Origin of the sequence: Lentibacillus songyuanensis, from assembly GCF_039548255.1 — a bacterium.
Lineage (GTDB): Bacteria > Bacillota > Bacilli > Bacillales > Amphibacillaceae > Lentibacillus_C > Lentibacillus_C songyuanensis.
Genome location: NZ_JBCLVH010000026.1, coordinates 1 through 24,591, shown reverse-complemented (window position 1 = coordinate 24,591; position 24,591 = coordinate 1). Strand labels below are relative to the sequence as shown.

Below are 24,591 nucleotides of genomic sequence, written 5' to 3'. Positions count from 1 at the left end.
AGTTCCTCCCATTACCTTCGACTTAACGTATGATGTCCATTTAATAAGAATTGACTGCGTGATTTACTGACAGAGGCAATTCGCTCCTCTGCCATCCGATCAGCCGCAACATAGGAAGGGATTTGATCGCGATTGGAGATTTCAAATACCTTCATCAGGCTGTCATATATGGTTTCTACCTTTCTCATAGCCCGATTTTGATTGTATCCATTCAATTCGTCAGCTACATTGATAACACCGCCTGAGTTAATTACGTAGTCAGGAGCATAGATAATTCCTTTTTCATGAATAATATCACCATGTTCAGGCGTTTTTAATTGATTATTCGCTGAACCGGCAATTACTTTTGCTTTTAGTTGCGGAATCGTTTCGTCATTAATCGTTGCCCCAAGCGCGCATGGTGCATAAATATCACATTCTACTCCGTAAATATCATTTGGGTCAACTGCTTTGGCTCCAAATGCCTTCACAGCACGATCAACCGCTTGTTCATTTATATCGGCGACAATCAGATTTACGCCTTCTTTATGCAGATACTCACAAACTGTGTAAGCGACATTTCCCACGCCTTGTACAGCAACGGTCTTTCCTTCCAGCGAATCGGAGCCAAACGCAGTCATTGCTGCTGCTTTCATGCCTTTATATACCCCGTATGCGGTGACAGGAGATGGGTTGCCGGACGAGCCATACTCAGGAGAAACTCCGGTTACAAAATCAGTTTCCATATGAATTAAATCCATGTCATCAACCGTTGTTCCAACATCCTCAGCTGTTATATAACGGCCATTCAGGCTCTGAATATATCGGCCGAACGCGCGAAACATCTCTGGACTTTTATCTTTTTTCGGATCACCAATGATTACCGTTTTACCACCGCCAAGATTTAATCCTGCCGCCGCATTTTTATAAGTCATTCCCTTTGCTAATCGTAACGCATCCTCAATTGCTGCTTCTTCAGAATCGTATGTCCACATTCTTGTTCCGCCCAAAGCTGGTCCAAGCGTTGTATCATGGATCGCGATGATTGCTTTCAACCCTGAATTTTTATCCTGACAAAACACCAATTGTTCGTAATCGTATTCTTCCATATACGTAAATAATTCCATTTTTTATATCCTCCTTAAACAGTTTGAATACTAGCCACACAAATTTATAGTATCCACCTGATCGTTTCACTCTTATTAATGCAAATTCCATGCCAAACCAAGATTATTGTAAGCGCTTCATTTGTCACAAACTTCTTTATGCAACATCTTGCGTTTATGAAAAATCTTGCAGGTTACTTTTTTCAATTTGATACTTTTTCATTTTATAATAAAGATTTCGGATTGATACGCCCAATACTTTTGCTGTTTTGGTTTTATTATAGTTATTCTGTTGATATATTTGTTCGATATACCGCTTCTCGTAGTCTTCTACTGCATGCTGCAGGGACAGAGCTTGCTGTTGCGTTACGGAATCAAAAGTATCTGATCTGGTTTTAACTGTATCCAGGTCAGGGATATGTCCCAATTTGATTTCTTCCTCATTCATGTCCATATAGATCATGGCACGTCCAATCACATTCTCTAATTCCCGAACATTTCCGGGCCAGTGATATTCTTTTAACTGTTGCAATGCCTCCTTTGAAATGGACCGAACATTTCGCCCGTAATCTTGATTGATCTTTTCAATCATGTGGTCAATCAATAGTGGCAAATCGGTTATTCTTTCTCTTAATGTAGGGATATAAATCGGCAAACGGTTTAATCGGTAATACAGATCCTCCCGAAACGTTTTTTTCATGATTGCTTTTTCCAGGTTAACATTGGTTGCTGCGATGATCCGGATGTTAATCGGAATTGGATCTGTACCGCCAACCCGCACAATTTCATTTTCTTGTAAGACTCGTAACAGTTTCGCCTGCATGTGTAAGGATAGCTCGCCGATTTCATCTAAAAAGATACTTCCCATATTAGCCTCTTCAAAAAGGCCACGTTTTCCACCGCGTTTTGCGCCGGAAAACGCCCCTTCTTCATAACCAAATAATTCACTTTCCAAAATGGATTCTGCGATGGCCGCGCAATTAACACGAATAAATTTATTATGCTTCCGATCACTTTCATTATGAATAGCGTGGGCAAAGAGCTCTTTACCTGTCCCAGATTCCCCGCGCAGCAGTACAATTGCCGGTGTACGTGCACCAACCTTCACCTGTTCAAGTGCTAATCGCATTTCCTGGGAATTACCAATGATATCATCAAACGTATATTTCGCCTCTAAATTACGGATGATCTGTCTTGCACGTTTTAATTCGTTAGTCAACGCTTTAATTTCAGAAACATCGTGTAATACACCAACACTGCCTTTTATCTTGCCATCAACAATCACTGGGGCAACATTGACTAACACATCACGCTTTGTAATGCCGACTTTCATTCGAACACCCCGGACAGGTCTACGGGTTTTCAGTACTTTCATGTGCATGCTTTCACCTTCTGAAATGTCTACACTCGCTGGTTTGCCGACAATATCCGTTTCCTTTAATCCGGTAATTCGTGAATATGCGGGGTTAATCATGATCCCTACCCCATTTTCATCAACAACTGAAATCGCTTCGTCTGACGAGTAAATAATGGCTTCCAGCATCGTTTTTATTTCAGTTAGGTCTGTATTTTCCTCTGCCAGCGTCATCACTTCGGTAATATCTTTAAAAACGGCAAATGCACCAATTAACGCGTTATCTGCATTAATTAATGGAATTCTGGTCGTAATTAGACGCTTGCCATTTTCTAAAATTAACTGCTGATTAACCTCTTTTTCTCTGCTATGTAATACATGGGGAAGCCTGCTTTGGGAAATGAAATCCGTAATTGGTTTCCCCTCAAATGTTTTCCTAGGTATTTCCATGATCCGTTCGGTACTCTTATTAACGAATTGGACAATTTCTTGATTATCAATCACAATCATACCATCGCGAATATTATTAAGGATCAGACGTTGATTAACCATTTGCATTTTTATCCGGCGCAATAACCTATCCTTTTCATCTAATAACGAAGCGACGAGGTATGCAATCGATCCTGGAATAACTACGGTTTTCCCCGTGCTCGATTGCATTAATTCATCAAGTACCAATTCATCTCCGGTTGCTTCAATAACCATATCAATATCTCGTTCAATCCATTCTCTCCAGTCCATCGCTGTTGGAATCTGATAACTAGCCGCAAGTTGGATCCCCTTTGCAGTTTGGTCATGATCAACAACTGCTGCAACCTCCATCTGGTCGGCAGCATATACCATTTTCAATAAAGCGCTTCCACCCTTGCCCGCTCCGACAATTAGCACCCGTTTCATTTGACCCCACCTTGCAATTTTTTGCATATTGTTATGATACGATAATCTGCACAATTTGGCAAATCAGACGACTACATTTCTATTTTTCCTATTTTTTGTTATACTACCGTTAGATAAAGTAAAGCGAATGTTCAGTAGGGATCCTTTACCTCCCTGCCGGTGGGATAAAGTTATTATGTAGGCGGTATGAAGGCTGAAAATATCATTACGATTAGTCCTTTGAACACCGTTAAAGGAGAAAACACCATGCGAATTATTGCTGTATTATTATTAATCATTCCCGGAGTAGTGGCAGCCTATGGAATTAAACTTATGCGTGATGCATTATTTAATGAACTGACGAATGTCTTTCTACACGTCGGTCTGCAATTTTTTATTGGGGTGATCTTTTTCGTTATCGGAATCGGATTTATTGGCGGATTCATCGTACACCGCGACCGTAAACGGCAAGCAGCGAAACGGGAGATAATAAATAAAAGATGACTAATTTTGGTTAGTTGTCTTTTTTTATACACAAATCGTCGATAATATGTTACTATTTGTACCATTATTATAAATTTTTATATTGGAGCGATATTATGAAAGTAGCAAAATTTGGAGGAAGTTCCGTTGCGAGTGCGGAGCAGGTAAAAAAAGTAGGCGAAATAATAAAACAGGATCCAGCTAGAAAATTTATTGTGGTCTCTGCACCAGGAAAACGTACCAAAGAGGATATCAAAATCACGGATACATTAATTGAGATTACAACGAACTACTGTCAGGGAAAACCTTATCTTGATTTACTTCACCTAGTAAATGATCGTTTCACCCAAATTCTTGAAGAGCTGCAACTTTCGTCAGCTATTGCGCGCGAGCTTTTTGATACAATTGAGGATGTATTGGCAAGCGGCATAGCAAATTCGCTAAAGATTGACACTATCAAATCGTTAGGCGAGGTTTTCTCTGCGAAAGTGCTCGAAGCATATTTATCAGCGATTGGTCTTGATGCTACATACCTTAATCCAGAAACGGCCGGAATCATCGTGAGTGATGAACCAGGTAACGCTCAAGTACTGGATGAGAGCTTTGGTCATTTATACGAACGCCGAAAACAAACAGGCATCCACATTATTCCCGGCTTTTTCGGATATACAAAGACAGGGAAATTAGTCACATTTTCCCGGGGTGGATCGGATATTACCGGATCCATTGTAGCTGCCGGCGTACAAGCTTCTTTATACGAGAATTTTACGGACGTTGATTCGGTTTATACGGTTAATCCAACGATTGTCCAGCAACCGAAGGAAATTACAACGATCACGTACAAAGAGATGCGTGAATTATCTTATGCCGGATTTTCCGTTTTCCATGATGAGGCGCTGATCCCAGCATTTAAAGAAAGAATCCCTGTTTGTATAAAAAACACAAACAACCCTAGTGCGCCAGGAACAATGGTTGTAGCTGAGAAAGAACCAACCGAACAGTGTGTAGTTGGGATTGCCGGAGATGGCGGCTTCTGCAGTCTGTACGTCAGCAAATACCTCATGAACCGCGAGCTTGGGTTCGGCCGTAAATTGTTGCAAATCTTTGAAGATGAACACATTTCCTTTGAGCATGCACCGTCTGGCATTGATGATATGTCGGTTGTCATCCGGCAACACCATTTTACAAAAGAAAAAGAGCGAAAAGTTATTCAACGGATTGAGACAGAATTGCATGTCGATACCATTAAAATTCATCGTGACTTAGCTATGGTGATGGTCGTTGGAGAAGGCATGATCAGTACGGTCGGCGTTGCCCAAAAAGCGACAAAAGCCATTACCGAGTCAGGTGTGAACATTGTCATGATTAACCAAGGATCATCTGAAGTTTCCATGATGTTCGGGATTCAGGAAGTAGATCTTGAGCGCTCCGTAAGATCACTGTACCAGGCTTTCTTTGCCTGAGCCATTAAACATAAGATAAAAATAGTACGATAAGCTTGGTTGCATCAAGTTTATCGTACTATTTTCATTTCAGCATCAACTCGCCTTGTGCTCCAGCCGTAATCGGTCAGCAACCATTGCGATAAACTCACTATTCGTTGGTTTTGCCTTGGAGATGTTGACCGTATAACCAAACAATGCTGAAATGGACTCAATATTTCCCCTGCTCCAGGCTACTTCAATTGCATGACGAATGGCCCGCTCCACACGTGAGGCTGTTGTGTTAAACTTTTTGGCAATGTCCGGATATAACACCTTTGTAATTGATCCTAATAACTCTATATCATTGTAGACCATAGTAATGGCTTCCCGTAAGTACATATATCCTTTAATATGTGCAGGAACCCCAATTTCATGAATGATATTGGTAATGCTTGCTTCTAGATCCTTCTTTTTCTGTTCCTTTTTGTTAAATTTCTTCTGCTTGGTGTGAGGAATCCCGCTACCTTGTACTTGGCGAATCTGATCTGCCAAATTATCCAAATCAAATGGTTTAAGTATAAAATAAGATGCACCAAGGTCAACTGCTTTTTTCATGACCTCTTCCTGCCCAAACGCGGTGAGCATAATGACACTTGGTTCATGCTCCCGCTCGGTGCCCCGTAATTGATTTAATACAGCTAATCCATCGACATGAGGCATGATAATATCTAATATAAGAACATCTGGATCGATGTCCTCCAACAATTCCAAACAATCACGGCCATTATAGGCAGTACCGGTCACCTCGATATCCTGCTGCCCATCAAAATAATCCTCCATTAATTGAATAAGCTCTCTGTTGTCATCCACTAAACATACTGATATTTTTTCCACAAACTTGTTCCTCCTTCATCTATTTCAGGTCTCCACGTAATGTATTCGACATGAGATTTAAATATCCTCTTTTTATTTAAAAAACTTTAATTTTTACGGAAAAAACTTTAATTATCTCTGTTTAGCTTGAATTTACGACTTCATTTGATAAAAAATCCTAAAATACGACAAATCGATGTCAATTTTGTCGAAAAATATTTAATACCCACATGCGGTAGAAGAACGAAGATGCTGGAGCCGGACGATGAACTACAGGCTGCAAATCAGCTCAACGTTGCGACAGGACGTCACGATTTAGCTAACATCCCTCTGGCATGAGCAGAATAGCCAGATTTCTTTACCTAAAATTAAATACCCAAAAGCATTGTTTTCAATACTTTTGGGTATTTGCATGAGTTAACTTGCTTTTTCTTTTGGGTCATTTAATTTTATACCAGTCTCTTGTAGCATCCATTCAATATGGACCCCATAACCCGAAGTTGGATCATTTACAAACACATGCGTTACGGCACCAATGACTTTCCCATCCTGGATAATTGGACTGCCGCTCATGCCTTGTACAATCCCTCCTGTTTTTTTCAACAATTTGGGATCTGTGATTTTAATGATCATTCCCTTCGTTGCCGGACTTTTTTGCGGAACACTGCTGACAACTTCAACATCAAATGGTTCCACCTTTTCACCATCGACAACTGTCAGTATTTTTGCCGGTCCTTCTTTAACTTGATGGGATAAAGCAATTGGCATAGGTTTGTCATAGATGCCATTTTTTATTGACTTATTCAGCTCCCCAAAAATACCAAATGGACTATTTTTTGTTATATTTCCCAATTTATCTTCATTTACCGAAAACTTTGCTTGCTTTTCTCCTGGTGTACCGTTATTTCCTTTTTCAATGGATGTTACATTGGACCCAACAATCGTTCCGTTATGCACTTGGATTGGTTTTTGCGTATCCATATCAGAAATAACGTGACCTAATGCACCATATTTCTTCGATTTTGGTTCATAAAAAGTCATTGTACCTATCCCTGCAGCAGAATCGCGAATATATAAACCAATTTGATATTTCTTATCTTTCTTATCTTTAACAGGATGAAGCGTTGTATCGATCGTTTCCTTGCCTCGTTTCAGTGTTACATCTAGATCCTTCCCTTTTTTACCAGCTTCTTCGACATACGGCTTTACATCGGTCATTTCATTGATCGGTTCTCCATTTATTTTTAAAATTACATCTCCAACTTTTATATCAGCTTGTTCACCCGGAGACATAGAACCAGTCGTCCCTTTCACTAAATGATGTCCAACTACCAATACACCTAATGTATGGAGCTGAACACCGATCGATTGACCGCCTGGAACAACCCTTATATCGTCTAAAACAGAGAGATCGACTTTTTTAACCGGAAATCCTGCGACATTATAAACTAAATGGCTTTTTCCGGTTTTTGTAGCCTGAAATTTGGAGGAGTCTAAAGCTTGAACATTATCCTTATTATCAGCATGAATCTTTACCTTATCACCTAGAGCAGGAACGTTAATCGGAGCTTGATTCTTAAAGGTAACCAGTTGATTGGGAATGGATAGGTATTGCTTCAATGGTGTGAAAAACGGAACTGCTAAAATGGTTAACAGAAGCAAAACACCAGCCATTATTCGTATTTTATTTGTGTGCTTCAATCAATTCACTCTCCTCATTCCTTGCCCATACCTTTTTCTTTCTGTATTTCTAATTTGACCTTATAGGGTCTTTTTTAAACTGGGGAAAGATAAGAAAAGCTGTGTAACATTTCCTGTTGAAAAGTTGATAAAGAAATGTATGATTCCTCTGGAGCAGCGAAAACAAGATTTGTTTCTTATATGTATGTTTATGGTATACAAAAAAAGCCAGGCAGTATATTATCTGGCTTTTTCGGAAAAATTATCCGTACTTAGGTGGATTAGTAAGCATGTGTTTTTGTTTTGTAATTAGCTGCAAGTTCCAGCAGTTCCTTTGCATGGTCCTTTGCTGTGTCGGTCAATTTTGTGCCGGTGATCATCCGGCTTAGCTCCTCTGTCTTTTGCTCCAATGTTAACTCTGAAACAGCGGTTTGTGTCCGCTGGTTTTCTGTCAACTTCTCAATTAACTTATGTGTGTCTGCCATTGCCGCAACTTGCGGCAAATGAGTAATACATAATACTTGCGAATCCGTCGAAATCCGAAAAATCTTCTCGGCAATTGCTTGAGCAACACGACCGCTTACCCCGGTATCCACTTCATCAAAAATCACACTTGTCACACCTTGATGTTTCGCAAAAAGGCTTTTCAATGCAAGCATAATCCGTGATAGTTCTCCGCCCGATGCGACTTTGGTTATATCTTTAAGCGGTTCCCCAGGGTTAGTAGAAATAAGAAATCGTACATAATCATATCCATTTTTAGTTAATTTAACATGATTTGTTGTTTCAGATTCATCCTTTTTCGTATCAAATGCGACCGCAAACGTTGCTTTATCTAAATACAGCTCGGTTAGCTCCTGATGAATATCATTCGTCAGCTGATCAGCAGCCTGCTGGCGAATATCATGCAAATGTTTTGCTTCCAGATAGGCGTCCTGTTCCAACTCGCTTATTTCCTCGGCTAAATGAGTCAAGTGTGAATCCTTATTGGTAATTTGCTCTAATTCCTCTTCAATTTTCGCCATATAATCCAATATATCATTGACAGTTGATCCATATTTTTTCTTCAGCCGATTGATTTCATTTAGCCGCGCTTCTAATTCATTTAACCGTTCTGGATTATATTGCAGTGTTTCACTGTAATTGCGTAAGGCTATGGTTAATTCTTCCACCATATAATAATGATTGGACAACTCCTCTGATTTTTCAGCAATAAAGCTGTCATAGGTTTGATTTTCCTGCAGCTTCTGATTTGCTACACTTAGCCACTCCAATCCCTTTTGTTCCCCATATAACGCGTTATATGCATCCTGCAGAGCCTGATAGATACGTTCAAAATTGGCAAGTCCTGCCCGTTCTTCTTCAAGTATCTCATCCTCATTCGGGGTTAATTCCGCTTTTTCCAGCTCGTCCATTTGAAACGCTAGCAAGTCAAGCCGATGCGCGGTTTCCTGTTCATTATTACTTAATGACTGGTAGCGTTGCTTTAAATTACGCAGTTTCTCAAATAATTGGAGATAAGCCTGTTTGGCCTGCAACGTTACCTCTGGATCATATAAATCAAGTAAATCGATATGATTGTCTGGATCCATTAAGCTTTGCGTTTCATGCTGACTGTGAATATCAATCAATGTTTTCCCGAATTCCTTCAGGATAGCTAATGTCACCAATTTTCCATTTACCCGGCAAATGCTCTTGCCATTGGCAGTTATCGTCCGGTGTAAGATAACCATGTCATCCTGAATCTCAATTCCGTATTGTTTACCAATGCCATAAATGGGATGATTTCGATCGTCTAAATTGAATAATCCTTCGATTTCCGCTTTTTTAGCTCCATGACGAACAAACTCAACCGAGCCGCGTCCTCCGGCGAGCAGTTGAATCGCATCAATAATAATGGACTTCCCTGCACCTGTTTCACCAGTTAACACAGTAAGTCCCTCATGAAAGGTCAATGAAATATGATCGATAATCGCAAAGTCATGAATGGATAATTCCGTAAGCACGTGACGTCTCCCCTTAAAATAAAATACGAAGTGTACCCCTTTATTTCTTTAAATTATAGCATACTTAAAAAACGATCCTTAATAATTCGCACTTCTTCCTCGGTTCGGCAAATGATTAAACATGTATCGTCTCCACATATCGTTCCCATAATCTCCTGCCAATCCAAATTATCAATCAGTACTCCCAACGCTTGCGCATTTCCGGGTAACGTTTTGAGCACAATAAAGTGACTTGCATGATCAATTTTAACAAATGCATCCATGATTAAGCGCTTTAATTTATCTAACGGGTTAAACCGTTGATCAGCTGGTAAACTGTATTTATACGTACCAGACCCAGTGGCAACCTTAACGAGATGAAGCTCTTTAATATCCCGGGAAACCGTTGCCTGGGTAACATTAAACCCGAGATTTTTCAAACGATCCACTAACTCATCTTGTGTCTCGATTTCCTTTTCTGTTATTAATTCACGGATTTTAATATGACGCTGTATTTTACTCATCACTAAATCGATCCCCCATTTGTGAACAAGTTGATGTAACGGACAGGACAGTAAAACTCCCACTGCAAAAGTTTAAGTTGCACTCGCCACAGGAATCAACTGCATAATAACGATCCAATTCTGTTCCGGCCTGCAATAAAAACGTCTGCATTCAAATCGAAAACTCCCACTGCATGCAGTGTTACTTTATTCAGCTTATTGGACCGTTCTACTTCTGGCTATGATTGGTTCTGTTCGGTAAAATTGCGATGGGCCTCGACTACTAATTGGTTTAATTCGCTATCCGTTATCGTTTTACCTGATCTGTCATTATGCCAGCCAAAGTAAGCCAAAAATTCGATATTACCATCGCCTCCAGTAATTGGTGAATACGTGATGTCATAAACTTGATAGCCTTCTGTTACCGCAAAGGAAATAATGGTTGATAAAACCTGAAAATGAATGCGTTTATCCCGGACAATCCCTTTCTTACCAACTTGTTCGCGTCCAGCTTCAAATTGCGGTTTAATTAGTGCAACAATATCACTGTTGCTGGTCAGTAATTGTTTTAAAACAGGGAGAATCAGCTTTAACGAGATAAATGACACATCGATCGTTGCAAAATCAGGCTTCCCCTTAGCCAGCATGTCCGGTGTAACATAGCGGAAGTTCGTTCGTTCCATCACAACAACTCGATCGTCGTTGCGTAGTTTCCAATCCAATTGGTTATAACCAACATCGATAGCATAACTCATAACCGCTCCCTGTTGCAAAGCACAATCGGTAAACCCTCCTGTAGACGATCCGACATCCACCATCGTCCGATCTCTCACAGAAATAGAAAAATCGTTCAAAGCTTTTTCGAGCTTCAGACCGCCCCGTCCAACATACGGAAGTTGTTTTCCCTTAATTGTTAATGGAAGGCTTTCATCAACCTTCACGCCCGGTTTATCCATCCGTACTTGATCCGAAAACACCACTCCAGCCATAATTAACCGTTTTGCTTTTTCGCGTGTCTCTGTTAACTTCCTTTCAACTAATAAAACATCCAATCTTTTTTTTGCCATGTATATAGTCCTCTATTTTGTCGATTTTTTTTTCGTTTCTTTTGGCAAGATGCGAATTTTGAACCGTTGTTCCAGGAAAGCAATCACTTTCCCCGTGTAAAATATAATGTTCGTGGAAGCATGAATCGCGAAATATTTTCCGAATGCCTTCCCACCGACCGTGATTGCGGCTACCAGGCTCGTCAATAAAACGGACAAACTAATTTGCATCGGGGAACCCTCGCTTTTATCTAGCAGATTTGCAATTTGCAGCACAACAATAGCAGACGCTGTCCCACTGACAATTCCAGAAATGTCCCCAATAACATCATTGCAAAAGCTGGCAAATTTATCTGCATTACGAATAATTTTGACCGACTCTTTTGCACCATTCACCTTTTCAGCGGCCATAGCGTGAAAGGGCTTCTCATCTGCCGCTGTCGCAGCAATGCCCAGCATATCGAATATAACCCCGATGAAGACAATCATTAATACGATCATCAAGCCAACCATCCATACGACATCACTCATCAATGATTGCGATACAATTGAAAAAACAGCCGCTAACACAAATGTGATAACGGCAATTGTTAAGCTAAATTTAATCGAGCTTCTTATATGTGACTTCATTCTTTACCCCATTTGATTTATTAGAAAATATTCAAAGGGAGTAAACGACGATTCAATGGTTCGTTTTCATTTCCCTTTTTGAACACTCTTCATATGTATAACCGGAATGGTCGTATAAAAAATTAAAACTGCGGCTTAGGTCCAGTAGGTTTTCCCAAATGGTTACCCTATGTTGCCATTGAGGCGGTTCCCCTTTAAAACCATCTTAGCTTGTCACCATGAGCTAGACTGGATTACCACTTAGTCCACACTATAATCTCTTTTATACGTCCATTAGAACAGTCTAGGAGATTTCCTCAACAGCCTTTAACCGTTCCCTAGCCTCTTTTGCAGTCCCGATTTCATGGAGAAATAAATAACAAAACCAGTGGCCACCTGATTCACTATTTTTAAATCCAATCCTCTCGAATACCACTCAAGGCAGGCTACGCTGCTTGTGAGTTGTCCCTTGCCTCACATAAGCAGGTTCATACCCCATTCCATAATGAGTCCTAGGCTTAGTCCTCACGACAGAGATGGGCCTCCGCGGTAATAGGGTCAACGCCCACATGCCTTTGTGGATCGCCCTAAAACCTTAACTCCCAGCACCGACCCAAGGCTGGGCGCCTCAAGCCGACACAAGGAACTTCATCGATGTGCCCTTTAGCAGATTTTTAGGCCTGCCTTCAGGAGCGGAGGGCTGACTAGAATACTGCACCATTCCGTACTAATCTCAGTATACCATGTTTTATGCAAAAAATCCACTTTGTTACCGATCTCGACTGCTAAAATAATTCGTTAAATCCATCAGGTATGAGTTGTCTGCTCCGGCTTTTTCGAGTGCACGTTTTGCTTTTTCTACATAAAACCGTTTTTTCTCTTTTGCACCTTCAAGTCCCAACAATTTAGGGTAGGTGCTTTTGTGATTGTTCTCGTCACTTCCAACCGGCTTACCGAGTTTATCTTCATCCCCGATGACATCCAAAATGTCATCCTGAACCTGAAACAGCAGGCCTAAGCTGCAGGCAAATTCATACAAATGGTCTAGCTGTTTCGTTGTTGCGCCACCAATATAGGCGCCTGCAATAATTGCAAAGACAATCAATTCGCCCGTTTTTCGCGCATGAATTTCTTCCAAGGCTTCCAAGGCCACCGAAGTGTTTTCCGCCTCCATATCAAGCATTTGACCAGCAACCATGCCTTTTGGTCCACTAGCTTGTGACAGCATTTTGATTAACTTGACTTTTTGCGTTTCACTTAAAAGCGGATCGTCGGCAATGATCTCAAAACTATAGGTTAACAGCGCATCGCCCGCTAAAATTGCGGTCGCTTCATCAAAGACACGATGATTTGTCGGCTTCCCCCGGCGAAAATCATCATCATCCATCGCCGGCAGATCGTCATGGATCAGCGAATACGTATGAACCATCTCCAATGCGATGGCCGCTGATAACACGTTATTTTTCTCAACATTATACGCTTCAAAACTTGCTATAACTAAAATTGGACGTAATCGTTTTCCGCCAGCTTCTAACGAATACAGCATAGCTTCTTTTAATCGATTAGGGATTTGCAAATGATTAAGATAACGTCTTAGCTCTTCATGAATGATAGCCTTATTCTGTTCAATGTACTTGTTTAGTGTTTGCGGCACGTTATTCTTCCTCCTGGATGGTAAAGGGTTCCGTTTCTCCTTGTTCATTGATTATTTTAGTCATTTTGTCTTGAACCTGTTTCAATTTATCATTACATAATTTGGATAATTTCATGCCGTCTTGATAATAGGAAATTGCTTTTTCCAAGGGCACGTCGCCTTCTTCTAAACGCTCCACAATTTTCTCTAATTCCAGCATTGCCTCTTCAAAAGAAACTTCTTCATGCGTCGTCTCCATGATCTTCCTCCTCTATATTCGTTACGTTACAAGCCAGCAATCCGTCAGCAAGCCTTACCGAAATCGAATCATTTATATTCACTGCTGTAGCCTTTCGAATAATTTGTCCATTGCTTGTATATGGAATAGCATAGCCACGCTTCATTGTTTCCAGTGGGTTTAATAACGCCAATTTTTCAATAATATTGGTAAACTCCGCCGATTTTCGCTCCAGAATTTGTTTCATAACTGTTGTATGCTGTTTGGTTAGCTGTTTTAATTCTTTTTCTAATTGAACAAGCTGCGTTCGTGGATGCTGACTGGCTAATCGCTGGTTAATCAGTTGCAGTGATCGTTGTTTATCGATGACAATGTGATCAAGCGCCTTATCTAACCGTTCTACCTGTTTATCCAGTTCCTGTTCTTTTTGCACAACAAGCTGCTGGGGGTAGCGAAACGCATAGGCAGCCTTTAACCGGTTTAAGTGGAGGTCAGCCTGGGATAAATGTTGCTGCATTGCTTTGGTTAACGATCGTGTAAACCCCTGAATTTTATCGATTAATTCTAGCTGTGCAGGAACAGCTAATTCTGCAGCACCGGTGGGCGTTGGAGCACGCAGATCCGCAATGAAATCACTAATCGTCGTATCTGTCTCATGACCAACAGCAGATATAATCGGAATTGATGAATTGAAAATTGCCTGAGCAACGACCTCTTCGTTAAAACTCCAAAGTTCTTCAATCGACCCACCACCACGTCCGACAATCAACACATCACATGTCGCTTGTTCATTCGCATACTCAATTGCTCGTCTAATCGATTCGGCTGCATTTTTCCCCTGAACTAGCACTGGTATTACCGTTGTTTCAACAATTGGATACCGCCGCTTGATGGTAGTAATAATGTCGCGCACCGCAGCACCGGTTGGTGAAGTAATTACACCGATATGTTTCGGATACTTCGGTAGAGCTTTTTTTAAATCCTGGTCAAAATACCCTTGCTTATGTAACTTTTCCTTTAACTGCTCAAAGGCCAGATATAACGCACCAATGCCATCAGGCTCCATTTGCTGGATATACAGCTGGTACTGTCCATAAGGTTCAAATACACCGATTTCTCCTTTTATAAGGACCTTCATGCCGTTTTCAGGTCTGAATTTTAGCCATCTATTATTCCCGGCAAACATTACCGCTTGAATACGGGAATGTTCATCTTTAATCGTCAAGTACATATGACCGCGGCTGTGATGCTTAAAATTGGAAATTTCCCCTCTTAGCCAAATTACTTTCAAATGTGGATCGGTATCGAATTTACGCTTGATATATTTCGTCAGCGCAGTGACCGTTAAATACTTGTCGTTCACTGGTCAGCCTGTCCAATCGCAGCTTTAATAGTATTCTTCAGCAGCATAGTTATGGTCATTGGTCCGACACCTTTTGGCACGGGGGTAATATAAGAGGCTTTCTCCTTGGCACTTTCGAAATCAACGTCACCAGTGAGTGAACCGTCTGCCAAGCGATTGATCCCAACATCAATAACAACGGCTCCATCCTTTAAATAATCGGCATTTATCATATGCGCTTTTCCAAGGGCAACAATTAAAATATCTGCTTGTTTTGTGTAATACTGTAAATCCGTAGTTTTGGAATGGCAATACGTTACCGTGGCATTTTCGTTAAGCAAAAGCTGTCCAACTGGCTTCCCGACAATATTGCTTCTGCCAATAACCACGGCATGCTTTCCCGCAATCGGGATATGGTGTGATTTTAGCATCGTGATAATCCCATATGGGGTGCAGGATAAGAAGGTATCTTTCCCAGTCATCATGCGTCCAATATTAATTGGGTGAAAACCATCGACATCTTTCGCCGGATCTATTGCTTCAATAATTGCTTGTTCGCTAATATGTTCAGGTAACGGTAATTGAACCAATATGCCATGTACCTGCTGATCCTGATTCAGTTTGGCAATTAAATCCAGCAACTCTTTTTCCGTCGTTTTGGAAGAAAGCTCGATAATTTGTGACGAAATCCCCGTTTCCTTTGATGCCTTTTTCTTTCCATTCACATAGGATCTGGAGGCCGGATCTTCTCCAACCAGAACCACCGTTAAATGTGGTAGAATCCCGTTTTTTCGCAATCGGTCTACTTCTTCTTTCATCTCCGCTTTAATATCTGCAGCCAGCTCTTTTCCGTTTATTACTTGTGCTGTCACATTCTCATCCCCTTTAACTAAATCGTAGCAACAACTGTACAGTTAACTTACAATGCAGCGAAACCTTCATTTTCCGCCGATTGGACTACGCCCCGGTAATACGTGATAAAACGCCATTCACAAATTTGCCGGACTTATCATCCCCGTATGTATGTGCCAATTCGACAGCTTCGTTGATGGATACCTTCGTTGGTACATCTTCCAGGTATCGAATTTCAAACGTCGCGATGCGCAATATGGTTCGCTCGACCGTAGCAACCCTGGCAATAGACCATTTTTCCAAACAACCCGAAATTATCGTATCGATCTGTGTTTTATAATTCCTGACACCTTGCACAAGTTCCTTTAAAAAGGCATCTTGTTCTACTTGTTCATCAAATTTACTTCCGGGGTCAAGTTCATTCATGTCCAACTGAAATAAAATTTGAAATGCTTTCTCTCTTGCTGCATGACGTTTCATCAAAACATAGCTCCTTTTACGATATCTCTTCAAATAATAACATGATTAAAACCGCAATGCTAGAAAAAGAAAGACCGGGGTAAAGGGAACAGTCCCCATTACCCCGGCACGCTTGAACAGCTATTCTTGATCTTCTGCTGCTTCGTTACTTTCCATTTGTATCCCAACGACATGGATATTGATTTCGGCAATTTCGAGTGCAGTCATATTTTTAATCGTCTGTCTAATATTTGTTTGTAGTTTCTGGGCAATCTCTGGAATAGCTACACCGAAGTTAAGAACAACATAAAGGTCAATGACGATTCCTGCATCTGTTAATTCGACCTTTACTCCTTTTCCATGTGACTTCTTGCCAAATCGTTCCACTACACCAGTAGCAAAATTGCCCCGCATTGATGACAGACCATCTACTTCGGATGCTGCAATTCCAGTTATAACCTCAATTACTTCCGGCGCAATCTCGACCGTCCCAAGACTTGTATCATCACTAACATCTAACAATGGCTGCTCACTCATCGAATCACTCCTGTTCATTCAATTTCTTCAATCGGATTTTCTTCCAGGAATTTCGTATTAAAATCGCCCCCGGCAAACACGTCATGATCCATAATGATGCGATGGAATGGAACTGTCGAATAGATCCCTTCAATTACATATTCATCTAATGCTCGTTTCATTCGTTGAATGGCTTCGTTCCTAGTCGCACCATAGGCAACCAATTTCGCAATCATGGAATCATAATATGGTGGAATGGTATATTCTGGATACGCTGCGGAATCCACGCGAACCCCTAGTCCACCCGGCGGTAAATACATCTCGATTTTGCCTGGTGATGGCATAAAGTTTTTAAATGGGTTCTCTGCATTGATGCGGCATTCGATTGCCCAACCGTCAAAAGTAACCTCATCCTGTGTAACGGAAAGATCTTTCCCATTAGCGATATTGATTTGTTCTTTAATCAAATCGATACCTGTTACCATTTCGGTTACAGGATGCTCTACTTGAATACGGGTATTCATTTCCATAAAGTAAAAGTCGTTACTGGTCCGGTCAAAAATAAATTCAATCGTACCTGCGCCAACATAATCCACTGCCTGTGCTGCTTTCACAGCCGCCTTCCCCATACGTTCCCTAATTTTTGGAGTAAGGGCAGGTGATGGAGATTCTTCCACCAATTTTTGCAATCTCCGCTGAATAGTACAATCGCGTTCCCCTAAATGAATCACATTCCCTTGCTGATCCGCTATAATTTGAATTTCAACGTGGCGAAAATCTTCAATAAACTTCTCTAAATATACACCGGCATTACCAAAAGCCGTTTCCGCTTCTTTTTGGGTAATCCGAATCCCTTTGAGCAGATCCTCGCGGTTTTCAGCAACACGGATACCTTTACCGCCGCCCCCCGCAGTCGCTTTAATGATAACCGGATAACCAATTTCTTCAGCTACCCGAATGGCCTCCTCTTCGGACTCAACAATACCGTCTGATCCAGGAACGATCGGCACATCCGCCTTTTTCATTGTTTCTCTGGCTACATCCTTGATGCCCATTTGTTGAATGGCTGTTGGGGATGGACCAACAAACGTTACATTACACGCTCGGCATATCTCAGCGAAATCTGCATTCTCAGCTAAAAAACCATATCCTGGATGTACAGCATCGACCTCAGTCATGGTAGCAACACTCATAATATTGGTGATATTAAGGTAACTGTCTTTACTGGCTGTTGGTCCGATACAGTATGCTTCATCCGCAAGTTTCACATGTAGTGATTCCTTATCCGCTTCTGAATAAACAGCAACAGTTTCTATGTTCATTTCCTTGCACGCCCGAATAATCCGAACGGCAATTTCTCCTCTGTTTGCGATTAACAGTTTTTCAATCATGGTTTACGTCCCCTTACTTCGTCTTTACTCGGAATAATGGCTGACCGTATTCCACTAGCTCTCCGTCATCCACTAAAACTTCGACGATTTCGCCATTTACTTCTGCTTCTATTTCATTAAATAATTTCATTGCTTCAACAATACAGACGACCGTGTTCTGTTTCACTGTGCTACCCTTTTGCACATACGGATCCGCTTCTGGTGATGAAGAAGAATACAATGTCCCAACCATTGGCGATGTGATCTCGTAATCATAATCTACAGATTGTTGCACAGCGGCATCTGATTGGGACTCAACTGTTGGTTTTGCTTCTGCTTTTGGCGATGAGCTCAACTCTGGTTGTTCCACGCTTTCTGCTGGGCTTATAACCTGTTGTACGGGTTGAATAGCTGTCACACCGTTCGCTTTTTTCATGGAGATCGTTGTTCCTTCTGTTTCATAGGTGAATTCATCGATGGATGATTGATCGATCGATTTAATTAATTCTTGAATTTCTTCTACGTTTAACATGTCCTGGCACCCCTTCACTTACAGTACATCAATAAATGATGCCTGTTCTTATACCAAATTATAATAACAGGTACTAATAGCTTTCTTTAAATATTTTACGATAAAGCATTGGCAAACATCAACCCTAAAATATTGATATCTTGAAGGGTCGTATCTACGTAAATGGCTTGAATGGATTTGATTCCAACTCCCTATAATATTTTTAATTATAACAATGATGACATTAGATTGCGAATCAAACAGGTACCATGTACGCAATTATTACAGTAACAAGTTGCAAAAATTAAAACTCCTATCTAAATTAGATAAGAGTTTTATGGTTCCTATTTCCTTTTACTCTTGTGATGGCTGGTGATTCACATCAACTGGAATTTCGCCGAATTCATCTCGTACCATTTGCATGATATTCAAGGCTTGGTCTTGTGGCAGTTCATCCGTGATGACATTAACATGCACGATACCGTTGTCTTTTTGATCAAACCGGACAAGTACATCCTGATAATCTGATGAAGAAAGGATGGTTTCTTCTAGCATCGTTTCTTTTGATTGCTGCTGTTCGATTGCATCTATATCATCATATGCCTTGTTTTTCTCCTCTGTAGTGGCTGAATTAGAAGCCACTACATCCTCTAATCGGGAAACTTCCTTACTGCGTTTATCTTGCATTTCCAAACGTAGATTTTCAAATAGCTGATCTGAACCCAAATTGGTTACATCATCCACTTTGGCATCGTCTCCTCCAGCTTCTTCTGTAGCAGCAGTTTCATCTGCTTGTTCTTTTCCATTTTCCAAAAAAGCTACCTCATTTGAATTCGATGATGTCATGTAGTAAAAGCTCAGCACAATCATCAAACTTAGCATTGTCAATAACCAAACCGTTTGTTTTTTTAGCATATTATATCCTCCCCTATTTTTTTGGCATTACAGACACCTGATGGACTGGAACATTAAGCACTCGGGCAACTGCTTCGATCACCCACTTTTTTACGGTGGCATGGTCAACCCCTTTCGCTACAATAAACACGCCCCGTACATCCGGTTTTTTCGTTTGAATTAATAACGGTACTTCTTTATCTCCCTGTCTGACAAGGACGGTCTCTGTTTCCTGGGAATCATCTTCCACTTCTCTTGTGCCGCCATTTTTATCGGATTCATCCGTCGTCTGCTGGCCGGTAATGAGATTTTTCTCATATACCTTTACCTTTGAAGAATCGAGGTTAACCATTACTTCTGCTTCTGATACCCCCTGAATCTTGTCCAGCATTGTTTCAAGATCTTTTTCATACGTGGCTTCTAACTCACCAACGTCTGTGGTGGTGGATTCCTTTTTGGAAAATGTACTGGTAGACTCCTGTTCAGGCTGATCTGGTTGGATCGCACTCTCTTTTCCTTTGTCAGATGATGCCGTAAATGCATTACTAATAATGACTAGCAGCAATCCTAACAAACCAATGACGATTAAATACTTTATTTTCTTGGGTGTTTTTTTTACATCGACATTTGCATCTTTGCTAAAGAATTGTTTAAGTTTCTCGATCAAGGTGACCCTCCTTCCATACAATAGTCAATTTGTCGTCATCGATCTCCCATACATCGTGTAATATATGTTTGATCCCCTGCACATCTTGCTCGTCGTCATCGGCTACTGGCTTGTCGGTATTTATGTCGACATCATCAACAATATCCACTGCTCCCTCCTCTTCTTCCATCTGACCAAGATATACAATGACCTCGTCCAAATTTTCATATGATGGTTGTTCGTCATTGGATTGAAACTGAAAGTCAATATCAACGATTGCTGTTTGATACTCCTCTTTCAGCCGATCCTTTGCTAAATCTTTTAGTTGGACAGCCATTTCTTCTAAAATATATGCACGTTGACTGGCTTGTATTTCTTTTTTTTGCATTTTGATAGAATTTTCCATGGAATCCTGCTGTGCTTCTTCCTTACTAAGCTTGGAAAGAGAGGTTTCCAGCGCTTGATCCAGATTGATATCAAACAAATAAAAAACCGGTTTTAAAAAGAGTAAGATCAAGATTAATCCAACAACAAGTTTGATATATTTCTTCATGCTTGTAGCTGGTATTAACAAGTCGATAATCATCGCCACAATCAGAAAGATAACAATTTGGGTAACCCATTTTATCAATAAATCCATGTATCCACCCCTAGCGCAGCAGTAAGGTTATATTACTAGCGACAACGATAATGACAATCGCCAAAAAAAACATTAAGGTCACAGCTAACAAGGCAGCTAATATATAAAACATATGTTTGCTGATTACATTCAAACAGGTAATCACCGGACCATCGCCAATCGGTTGCAGAACAGCTGCAGCAATTTTATAAATGAATGCAATCGCCAGTATTTTAATAACGGGAAACAGCGCCAGAAATACAACAATGACCAATCCAACAATCCCAACAGCATTTTTCAAGAGTAAAGAAGCACTTAATATGGTATCTGCCGCATCGGTAAAGGTCCGGCCCACAATCGGGATAAAGTTTCCCGTGATGAATTTGGTCGTTTTCATCGCCACGCCGTCCTGGATTGCACTTGCCGCACCTTGTACAGACATGACGCCAAGAAAAATAGTCAGGAATACTCCGAGCACACCTAATGCTACTGACTTGAATAAATTAGCCAAATGGGTTACCTGGTACTGTGCATTTAAACTACTAATAATCATAAGCAGGGCCGATAAAAAAATAAGCGGCAAAATAAACTTCGATACAAGCACCCCGCTGACATAAATTAAAAATACAATTATCGGGTGAAAAAAAGAGACGGAAACAACATTGCCAAAGGTCGCCATTAACCCTAGCACAAGCGGTAGCAAGGCGATAAGGAAATTACTCATCGATTCAACCGCCTCTTTTGTATAGGAAAACGCCAGATAAAAGCTGTTTAACGCTAAATACAGCAATACCAAATACACGATAAAATAGGCTATTTTACTGACAGTATTCTGCTCAAAGGCAGTCTGAACTGTTTGCAGTAATACCGAAAACAGGGTAAGCATGATTAAGAGTCCGAGCAGCTTTCCATTCAGAATGATTTCATAGAACAAATATTTCACAATGCCTGACAACATCGATTTAAAAGAAAGAGAGCCATTATTTTTTAAAAACTCGTACAGGCTTGTTTTCTCCAGTTCCGGTATGTACCCACGATAATTCTTAACAAGCTGATCCCAGTACTCCTGTATTCCATCCAGCTTTACATCGTCAAGAATAGAAGACTTCAATTCAGATGCATTAGGTGCATCTGGTAAATCTGAATCTGGTATATCCGGATTGTCAGGAGACGCAAAAACAGGTTTTCCATTCATAACGGATATGAATAAAATAAGGAACACAACGGCAACCGTTCGCTTAGCTAATCTCATCCATCTACCCATACTCCTTTACGACATATTATGTGGTCGGTAAAAAGTTTAAGATGGCCTCAATAACTGCGGTGATAATTGGGATGGCCAATAGTAAAATAAACACTTTTCCCGCTAATTCAATTTTAGACGCCACAGACCCTAGTCCCGCGTCTTTGGTGATGCTTGCACCAAGTTCAGCAATATAGGCAATCCCAATAATTTTTAAGATTGTCTCCATATACATTCCATCAATATTTGCTTTATTTCCTAACGACTCCAGCACGGAAAAAATAATACCAATCTGATTGATAATCGCCAGAAAAATAATAATTCCGGTGATTAAAATTAAAAAGAAAGCGATGGACGGGTTTAAATCCTTCAGCATAATATATAAAATGCTTGCGACAATACCAAGGGTTACAACCTGTAAGATATCCATGTATCCCTACCCCTGAAACAGAAAGACTGACTTAATCTCCTGGAATAAATCGGCCAGACCCTGGATAACAATGATTAAAACTAAAATAAACCCAACCACTGTTGCAAGATGGGCAATGTCCTCTTTTCCCATTTGTTTCATAATGGTATGGATGATTGCCACAATGATCCCGATCCCGGCAATTTGAAATAATATGGATGCATCATTCAGCATAGAAGTACCCCTTTCCTTGTGGTAGTTGCGCTTGTCGCTCACAAGAATAGCAAGACAATAAATAGTCCGCACAAGACGCCTAAACTTTTTGCCATTTTACTGTATTTATATTGATCATCTCTTGCTTCGGCCAGTTCCCGGTCCAAGTGGCTTGTTGTTAGTTGAATGTGTTTTTGTTGCTGGGTAAAATCGTGCTGTCCCAAGGTTTGTCCAAATTGGATTAAAATTTCCTGTTCAATTTTTCCTAAACTGGACGTTTGCATTAACACATCAATTTCTTGTTTCCATAAATGATTTAAATCAACCCCATCTTGCTTCATCCCTTCACTTAACGCCCGAAAAAATGACTGAAGCGGATTTGGTATTTGCTTCGCGATTGTATGAAATGCCTCTTGCAATGGTAACTGACTATATAAGATTTCGGCTTCCAAAATTTGCAGCGCATTTTTAAGCTGCCGAATATGTTTGGGACGATCATCTAATCGTTTACTTATTTCAAATCCTATCCATGTGGTCATACTAACTAAGAGAAGGGCTCCAATCCATTTCATACGTTGTCACCCCAGATTTCCTAAAGATAATTTTTTCTTTTTGATTGTAAATGGTTTGAATCTGTCCTGGGGTTTTTTGTTTATCCAGAACAACGATTCGGTCAAATACGTGATGGTCAAATAATGGTTGCAGCGAGGGACGTTTTTTTAATTCAAATAAAGCCTTTCCGTGTATGGTGCAAATGACCACGACACCTGCATGGATAGCTTCCATTAAAGCATGTACATCTTGAGCACTGCCAATTTCATCAACAATCAGGATATCCGGTGACATAGAACGAATCATCATCATCATACCTTCCGCTTTTGGACAGGCATCCATAACGTCGGCCCGAAAACCTAGATTGTGTTGCGGAATACCCTTTAAGGAAGCAGCAATTTCCGACCGCTCGTCGATGACCGCTACCTTTTTAGCCGGAACATGATTCCAGCCTGTAGCAAGTATTCGGGTTAGATCACGAATAATGGTGGTTTTCCCCGTTTGTGGCGGGCCGACAAGCAGTGTATTTTGGTAAGTCTGCTGATACAAATATGGCCACAAGGCGTTAGCTGCACCAATTTTTTCTTTTGCAATTCGGATATTCATGAAGGCAATGTGTTGAATCGCTTTGACAGCACCATGTAAAGTATTTACTTTACCAGCTAGTCCAACCCGATGCCCGCCTTGAATGGTGACATATCCATCACGTAATTCATCTTCCATCCGATATAACGAAAATTCGCTGATTTGATTGAGTACATGCATGCCATCTTGATGACTTGGCTTTACCCTAGACAGCCACTCAGTCTGGTTGTCAAAGACCAATTCAATAGGCTGACCCAAGCGAATGCGGATTTCCTGTAACACATCCCATCGTTGGCCTACCTTTGCTTGTACCGTTTTTCGAATAGGTTGCGGAAATAAACGCAGAATTTCTTCCATAGCAAGTCCTCACCTTGTATTAGCTTTATATTAAATGTATGTGGACCTCGTGAAAATATGACTCATGGAGAAATACGTTTTCATTATGTTTAACCTCCTAAAAACAGGGATCAGGACATCTGAAAAAGTTTTTTATAGCTTGTCACTATTTGCATAAACTCCCTCAGATAGATCCATTTTACTAGTAAATGCTCGCTTATTCGCAGGATTTCAAATCCCTTGTAAGGATAATGA

Annotated in this window: 27 protein-coding genes; 2 read left to right on the top strand and 25 right to left on the bottom strand. The window is 40.6% G+C overall.

The features are described from left to right. Nucleotides 1-11: 11 nt before the first annotated feature. Nucleotides 12-1,106 carry a Glu/Leu/Phe/Val family dehydrogenase gene (locus WMZ97_RS18755; RefSeq protein WP_343273622.1) on the bottom strand — a complete coding sequence of 365 codons (1,095 nt, stop codon included), beginning with the start codon at nt 1,104-1,106 and terminating at the stop codon, nt 12-14. Between the two features lie 154 nt (nt 1,107-1,260). Beyond that, the gene (locus tag WMZ97_RS18750; RefSeq protein WP_343273621.1) at nt 1,261-3,336 is read right to left on the bottom strand and encodes a sigma 54-interacting transcriptional regulator; all 2,076 of its coding nucleotides are present in this window, start codon (nt 3,334-3,336) and stop codon (nt 1,261-1,263) included. A gap of 186 nt (nt 3,337-3,522) precedes the next feature. Between WMZ97_RS18750 and WMZ97_RS18745 the strand changes: the two genes are divergently transcribed. Beyond that, nucleotides 3,523-3,819, top strand: coding sequence for a DUF2627 family protein (locus WMZ97_RS18745; RefSeq protein ID WP_343273620.1), 297 nt, complete (start codon nt 3,523-3,525; stop codon nt 3,817-3,819). A gap of 95 nt (nt 3,820-3,914) precedes the next feature. Further along, a complete protein-coding gene (locus WMZ97_RS18740) occupies nt 3,915-5,261 on the top strand; it encodes an aspartate kinase (protein WP_343273619.1) in 1,347 nt (448 codons plus the stop codon). Between the two features lie 75 nt (nt 5,262-5,336). Here WMZ97_RS18740 and spo0A read toward each other — a convergent pair whose 3' ends face one another. The 23 genes from spo0A to spoIIIAA all read right to left on the bottom strand — a co-directional run bounded on the left by spo0A (nt 5,337) and on the right by spoIIIAA (nt 24,357). Beyond that, complete coding sequence (gene spo0A, locus WMZ97_RS18735) at nt 5,337-6,062, bottom strand: sporulation transcription factor Spo0A (protein ID WP_405027723.1); 726 nt, start codon at nt 6,060-6,062, stop codon at nt 5,337-5,339. 450 nt (nt 6,063-6,512) lie between these two features. Next, nucleotides 6,513-7,796 carry a SpoIVB peptidase gene (gene spoIVB / locus WMZ97_RS18730; RefSeq protein WP_343273617.1) on the bottom strand — a complete coding sequence of 428 codons (1,284 nt, stop codon included), beginning with the start codon at nt 7,794-7,796 and terminating at the stop codon, nt 6,513-6,515. 260 nt (nt 7,797-8,056) lie between these two features. Then, the gene (recN, locus tag WMZ97_RS18725) at nt 8,057-9,781 is read right to left on the bottom strand and encodes a DNA repair protein RecN (RefSeq protein ID WP_343273616.1); all 1,725 of its coding nucleotides are present in this window, start codon (nt 9,779-9,781) and stop codon (nt 8,057-8,059) included. Between the two features lie 53 nt (nt 9,782-9,834). Next, nucleotides 9,835-10,284, bottom strand: coding sequence for a transcriptional regulator AhrC/ArgR (gene ahrC / locus WMZ97_RS18720; RefSeq protein ID WP_343273650.1), 450 nt, complete (start codon nt 10,282-10,284; stop codon nt 9,835-9,837). Beyond that, nucleotides 10,277-10,435, bottom strand: a complete 159-nt coding sequence (locus WMZ97_RS18715; RefSeq protein ID WP_343273615.1) for a hypothetical protein — start codon at nt 10,433-10,435, stop codon at nt 10,277-10,279. The genes ahrC and WMZ97_RS18715 overlap by 8 nt, the downstream gene beginning before the upstream one ends. A 67-nt stretch (nt 10,436-10,502) precedes the next feature. Further along, on the bottom strand, nt 10,503-11,336 hold the full coding sequence (locus WMZ97_RS18710) for a TlyA family RNA methyltransferase (protein ID WP_343273649.1): 834 nt from the start codon (nt 11,334-11,336) through the stop codon (nt 10,503-10,505). 6 nt (nt 11,337-11,342) lie between these two features. Further along, nucleotides 11,343-11,939, bottom strand: coding sequence for a hypothetical protein (locus tag WMZ97_RS18705; protein ID WP_343273614.1), 597 nt, complete (start codon nt 11,937-11,939; stop codon nt 11,343-11,345). A 748-nt stretch (nt 11,940-12,687) separates the two neighbouring features. Beyond that, nucleotides 12,688-13,572, bottom strand: coding sequence for a polyprenyl synthetase family protein (locus tag WMZ97_RS18700; RefSeq protein ID WP_343273613.1), 885 nt, complete (start codon nt 13,570-13,572; stop codon nt 12,688-12,690). Between the two features lies 1 nt (nt 13,573). Beyond that, entirely contained in the window at nt 13,574-13,810 is a 237-nt protein-coding gene (locus WMZ97_RS18695) for an exodeoxyribonuclease VII small subunit (protein WP_343273612.1), read from the bottom strand. Further along, nucleotides 13,794-15,152 carry an exodeoxyribonuclease VII large subunit gene (gene xseA / locus WMZ97_RS18690; protein ID WP_343273611.1) on the bottom strand — a complete coding sequence of 453 codons (1,359 nt, stop codon included), beginning with the start codon at nt 15,150-15,152 and terminating at the stop codon, nt 13,794-13,796. Before xseA ends, WMZ97_RS18695 begins: the two co-directional genes overlap by 17 nt. Continuing rightward, a complete protein-coding gene (folD, locus tag WMZ97_RS18685; RefSeq protein WP_343273610.1) occupies nt 15,149-16,003 on the bottom strand; it encodes a bifunctional methylenetetrahydrofolate dehydrogenase/methenyltetrahydrofolate cyclohydrolase FolD in 855 nt (284 codons plus the stop codon). The genes xseA and folD overlap by 4 nt, the downstream gene beginning before the upstream one ends. Before the next feature lie 85 nt (nt 16,004-16,088). Beyond that, nucleotides 16,089-16,463, bottom strand: coding sequence for a transcription antitermination factor NusB (gene nusB, locus WMZ97_RS18680; protein ID WP_343273609.1), 375 nt, complete (start codon nt 16,461-16,463; stop codon nt 16,089-16,091). Between the two features lie 120 nt (nt 16,464-16,583). Beyond that, nucleotides 16,584-16,979 (bottom strand): Asp23/Gls24 family envelope stress response protein, encoded by a 396-nt coding sequence (locus WMZ97_RS18675; protein WP_343273608.1) that lies wholly within the window; start codon nt 16,977-16,979, stop codon nt 16,584-16,586. 14 nt (nt 16,980-16,993) lie between these two features. Further along, entirely contained in the window at nt 16,994-18,349 is a 1,356-nt protein-coding gene (accC, locus tag WMZ97_RS18670; RefSeq protein ID WP_343273607.1) for an acetyl-CoA carboxylase biotin carboxylase subunit, read from the bottom strand. A 13-nt stretch (nt 18,350-18,362) separates the two neighbouring features. After that, the gene (accB, locus tag WMZ97_RS18665) at nt 18,363-18,860 is read right to left on the bottom strand and encodes an acetyl-CoA carboxylase biotin carboxyl carrier protein (protein WP_343273606.1); all 498 of its coding nucleotides are present in this window, start codon (nt 18,858-18,860) and stop codon (nt 18,363-18,365) included. A 333-nt stretch (nt 18,861-19,193) separates the two neighbouring features. Continuing rightward, nucleotides 19,194-19,754: a SpoIIIAH-like family protein gene (locus WMZ97_RS18660; RefSeq protein WP_343273605.1), complete on the bottom strand. Its 561-nt coding sequence runs from the start codon at nt 19,752-19,754 to the stop codon at nt 19,194-19,196. Between the two features lie 13 nt (nt 19,755-19,767). Then, complete coding sequence (spoIIIAG, locus tag WMZ97_RS18655) at nt 19,768-20,400, bottom strand: stage III sporulation protein AG (RefSeq protein ID WP_343273604.1); 633 nt, start codon at nt 20,398-20,400, stop codon at nt 19,768-19,770. Beyond that, nucleotides 20,384-21,019 carry a stage III sporulation protein AF gene (spoIIIAF, locus tag WMZ97_RS18650; RefSeq protein ID WP_343273603.1) on the bottom strand — a complete coding sequence of 212 codons (636 nt, stop codon included), beginning with the start codon at nt 21,017-21,019 and terminating at the stop codon, nt 20,384-20,386. The genes spoIIIAG and spoIIIAF overlap by 17 nt, the downstream gene beginning before the upstream one ends. A 10-nt stretch (nt 21,020-21,029) precedes the next feature. Then, nucleotides 21,030-22,250 carry a stage III sporulation protein AE gene (gene spoIIIAE / locus WMZ97_RS18645; RefSeq protein ID WP_343273602.1) on the bottom strand — a complete coding sequence of 407 codons (1,221 nt, stop codon included), beginning with the start codon at nt 22,248-22,250 and terminating at the stop codon, nt 21,030-21,032. Between the two features lie 28 nt (nt 22,251-22,278). Continuing rightward, nucleotides 22,279-22,671: a stage III sporulation protein AD gene (spoIIIAD, locus tag WMZ97_RS18640; RefSeq protein ID WP_343273601.1), complete on the bottom strand. Its 393-nt coding sequence runs from the start codon at nt 22,669-22,671 to the stop codon at nt 22,279-22,281. A gap of 6 nt (nt 22,672-22,677) precedes the next feature. After that, a complete protein-coding gene (spoIIIAC, locus tag WMZ97_RS18635) occupies nt 22,678-22,884 on the bottom strand; it encodes a stage III sporulation protein AC (RefSeq protein ID WP_343273600.1) in 207 nt (68 codons plus the stop codon). Nucleotides 22,885-22,922: 38 nt separating this feature from the next. Beyond that, nucleotides 22,923-23,435: a stage III sporulation protein SpoIIIAB gene (gene spoIIIAB, locus WMZ97_RS18630; RefSeq protein ID WP_343273599.1), complete on the bottom strand. Its 513-nt coding sequence runs from the start codon at nt 23,433-23,435 to the stop codon at nt 22,923-22,925. After that, complete coding sequence (spoIIIAA, locus tag WMZ97_RS18625; protein ID WP_343273598.1) at nt 23,404-24,357, bottom strand: stage III sporulation protein AA; 954 nt, start codon at nt 24,355-24,357, stop codon at nt 23,404-23,406. Before spoIIIAA ends, spoIIIAB begins: the two co-directional genes overlap by 32 nt. Nucleotides 24,358-24,591: the final 234 nt, after the last annotated feature.